Raw genomic sequence first — 3726 nt, 5'->3', positions numbered from 1 at the left:
GGCGCACCAGGTTGCCGAAGCGCCGGTGCAGCCACTCGTCGCGGTCGGACCACTCAAAGCCCAACCGTTCGCGAACGGCCGGGTGATACAAGCCCACCGTGAGCCAGACGAAGAACGGCCGCGACAGCCTGGTCAGGCCGCCCCACAGCCAGTCCGGGAGCCAGGGAGCGATCGGCAGCTTGTCATAGATGGTCAGATCGAGCACGGCCCGCGTCGCGTAATTGTCCTCTAATACGTTGCGGCACATGTGGTCCCAGTATTCCTGAAACTCTTCCCAGGTCTTGGGCACCGGGCGCATGCTCATGCCGTACATCCGGTACCACTGAATGTGTTCGTCGAAGAGCTGCCGCTTGTCGGCCTCCGTCAGACCGCCGCCGAACCGCTCCGCCACCAGGATCGTGCCCATGAAGAACGTGGAGTGTGCCCAATAGAAGACGTCGGGATTCAGCGCGTGATACCGGCGGCCTTGGTCGTCCACGCCCTTGATCTCGGTGTGGTAGTCGCGGACCTCGGCGCCCGTCGTCGGAGCGCGGTCGCCGTCGAAGACCACCCCGCCGATCGGATACAGCGACCGCATCACCCGCGGCAGGGGTTCGCGGAAGAACGTCGAGTGCTGCTCCACCGCGGCGCCCAACTGCGGGTGCATGTTCTGCATGGATCCCGCGAACGGGCCCTGCAGCATTCCGCGCCAATCACCGAAATACCGCCACGTCAGCGAGTCGGGCCCCAGCGGGACCGGTGGCGCCTCGTAGCCCAGGGGCGATACCGGGCAGCCGGCGGCCACGGCGGGTCCACCCGATTCGTCGCAGGCGACGTCGCTGGTCAGCGGCCGGGGTCCGGACGTATGTTGGGTCACTATTGGATTCCTGTGGGTATCTGCAAATCTGACTACACGCGTTGTCAGTTCTAGCTTAGGAGCGATGTGCAGTCCGGTCAACGACGGGGCCGGTGGACCGGCGTCCCCCTGGGGGATCGCCTCACCCTCCGTCGCGACAACCTCATCGCCGCCGGCGTGCAATTGCTCGGCAGCGGCAGCCGGCCCGCGCTGACCGTGCGCGCGGTCTGCCGCGAGGCCGCCCTGACTGAGCGGTATTTCTACGAAAGCTTCTCGGACCGCGACGAATTCGTCCGCGCGGTCTACGACGATGTGTGTACGCGCGCGATGAACACGCTCACTTCGGCGAACACCCCGCGGGAAGCCGTCGAAAAGTTCGTCGAGCTGATGGTCGACGATCCGGTTCGCGGCCGGGTGCTGTTGCTGGCGCCGGCGGTCGAACCGATCCTGACCCGGTCTGGCGCGGAGTGGATGCCCAACTTCATCGAACTGCTGCAGCGCAAGCTGTCGCGGATCGGCGACCCGGTGCTGGAGAAGATGATCGCCACCAGCCTGGTCGGCGGCCTCTCGAGCCTGTTCACCGCGTACCTGAACGGGCAGCTCGGTGCCACGCGAAAACAATTCATCGACTACTGCGTCAACATGCTGTACATCACGGCCGCCCCGTACGTGCCCGCCCCCGACTTGGGCTAGTGCGACTGCCGGTTTATCGACTCCGCCCCGGCGGCAACCCTTACGACCTGAGCTGAACGCCCCGGATGTGGGATCTAACCGTTACGCGGCGCGCGGCCAGGCAGCTTGATGCTACTGAGGTACACAGATATATTGACTGCTACCCGTCGACACAGATAACTGGAGGGGCCCCCATGTCAGCAGAGCTGACAAACCTACAGCTGCTGCACGAGCTCGAACCGGTGGTCGAGAAATGCCTCAACCGGCACGAGAGCATGCACAAGAACTGGAACCCGCACGACTACATCCCGTGGTCCGACGGGAAGAACTTCTACGCGCTGGGCGGGCAGGACTGGCACCCCGAGGAAAGCCAGCTCTCCGACCTCGCCCAGGTGGCGATGGTGCAGAACCTCATGACGGAAGACAACCTGCCGTCATACCACCGCGAGATCGCGATGAACTTCGGCTTGGACGGCGCCTGGGGCCAGTGGGTCAACCGGTGGACCGCCGAAGAAAACCGGCACGGCATCGCGCTGCGCGACTACCTGGTCGTGACCCGCGCCGTGGACCCCGTCGAGCTGGAGAAACTCCGCATCGAGGTGGTGAACCGGGGCTTCAGCCCGGGCCAGAACCAGCAGGTGCGGGCCGACCTGTTCGCCGAGAGCCTGTTCGACTCGGTCATCTACGTGACCTTCCAGGAGCTGGCGACCCGGATTTCACACCGCAACACCGGCAAGGCCTGCAACGAGACCATCGCCGACCAGTTGCTGCAGAAGATCTCCGCCGACGAGAACCTGCACATGATCTTCTACCGCGACGTCAGCGAGGCCGGGTTCGAGATTGCGCCCAATCAGGCAATGAAAGAGCTGCACAAGGTGCTGCGCAACTTCCAGATGCCCGGCTACCAGGTCCCCGAGTTCCGGCGCAAGGCCGTCTTCATCGCCGTCGGCGGCGTCTACGACCCGCGCATCCACCTCGACGACGTCGTCATGCCCGTCCTGAAGAAATGGCGCATCTTCGAGCGCGAGGACTTCACCGGCGAGGCGGCGGCGATGCGCGACGACCTCGCCTTGCTGATCAAGGAACTCGAGCAGGCCTGCGACAAGTTCGAGATCTCGAAGCAGCGCCAGCTCGAGCGGGAAGCCCGCACCGGCAAGAAGACCACCGCGTTCGAGCTGCACCAGACCGCCGGCAAGCTGGCTATGAGCCGCCGGTAACCCAGCGTTGCGCATCGGTCCCATCACGCTCGCCAGCCCGGTGGTGCTGGCCCCGATGGCGGGCGTGACCAACGTCGCATTCCGAACGCTGTGTCGTGAGCTCGAGCGGTCGAAGGCCGGCACCGTCAGCGGGCTCTACGTCTGCGAGATGGTGACGGCGCGCGCCCTCGTCGAGCGCCACCCGGTCACCATGCACATGACCACGTTCGCTCCCGATGAGTCGCCACGCTCGTTGCAGCTCTACACGGTCGACCCGGCGACCACGTACGACGCCGCCCGAATGATCGTCGACGAGGGCCTGGCCGACCATATCGACATGAATTTCGGCTGTCCGGTGCCCAAGGTGACCAAACGCGGCGGCGGCGCCGCGCTGCCGTACAAGCGGCGGCTGTTCGGCCAGATCGTCGCGGCGGCCGTGCGTGCCGCCGAGGGTTCCGGGGTGCCGGTGACCGTCAAGTTCCGCGTCGGCATCGACGACGAGCATCGGACGCACCTCGACGCCGGCCGCATCGCCGAGACCGAGGGCGCCGCCGCCGTCGCGCTGCACGCCCGCACGGCGGCGCAGCGCTACTCCGGCACCGCCGACTGGGAACAGATCGCGCTGCTCAAGCAGCACGTGACGACGATTCCGGTGTTGGGTAACGGCGACATCTACGACGCCAGCGACGCGCTGGCGATGATGGCCAAAACCGGCTGCGACGGCGTCGTCATCGGCCGCGGCTGCTTGGGTCGCCCCTGGCTTTTCGCCGAACTCTCGGCCGCGTTCACCGGGAGCCCGGCCCCCACCCCGCCCACGTTGGGTGAAGTCGCCGACATCGTCCGCCGACACGGGCGGCTGCTGGCAGCGCACTTCGGCGAGGACAAGGGCATGCGCGACATCCGCAAGCACATCGGGTGGTACCTGCACGGCTTTCCGGCCGGCTCGGAGCTGCGCCGGGCGCTGGCGATGGTCAAGACGCTCGACGAACTCGATTCTCTGCTAAGCCAATTGGACGGCACGGT

At 66.1% G+C, this 3726-nt stretch carries 4 protein-coding genes; 3 read left to right on the top strand and 1 reads right to left on the bottom strand.

Annotated elements, in window-relative coordinates:
* Positions 1–856 (bottom strand): oxygenase MpaB family protein (locus A9X05_RS07490; RefSeq protein WP_067780372.1); only part of this gene is annotated, 856 nt, incomplete at its 3' end.
* A 66-nt stretch (positions 857–922) separates the two neighbouring features.
* Between A9X05_RS07490 and A9X05_RS07485 the strand changes: the two genes are divergently transcribed.
* The 3 genes from A9X05_RS07485 to dusB form a co-directional block, all read left to right on the top strand.
* Entirely contained in the window at positions 923–1528 is a 606-nt protein-coding gene (locus A9X05_RS07485) for a TetR/AcrR family transcriptional regulator (RefSeq protein ID WP_067752156.1), read from the top strand.
* 173 nt (positions 1529–1701) lie between these two features.
* Positions 1702–2724: an acyl-ACP desaturase gene (locus A9X05_RS07480; RefSeq protein WP_067752159.1), complete on the top strand. Its 1023-nt coding sequence runs from the start codon at positions 1702–1704 to the stop codon at positions 2722–2724.
* A 55-nt stretch (positions 2725–2779) separates the two neighbouring features.
* Positions 2780–3726, top strand: a 947-nt coding sequence (dusB, locus tag A9X05_RS07475) for a tRNA dihydrouridine synthase DusB (RefSeq protein ID WP_231978287.1), incomplete at its 3' end; no start/stop codon positions are given.

The organism is Mycobacterium sp. E3298 (assembly GCF_001666895.1).
Taxonomy (GTDB): Bacteria; Actinomycetota; Actinomycetes; order Mycobacteriales; family Mycobacteriaceae; genus Mycobacterium.
Note: the sequence above shows the minus strand (reverse complement) of the source record. Positions and strands in the feature narration are given on the sequence as shown.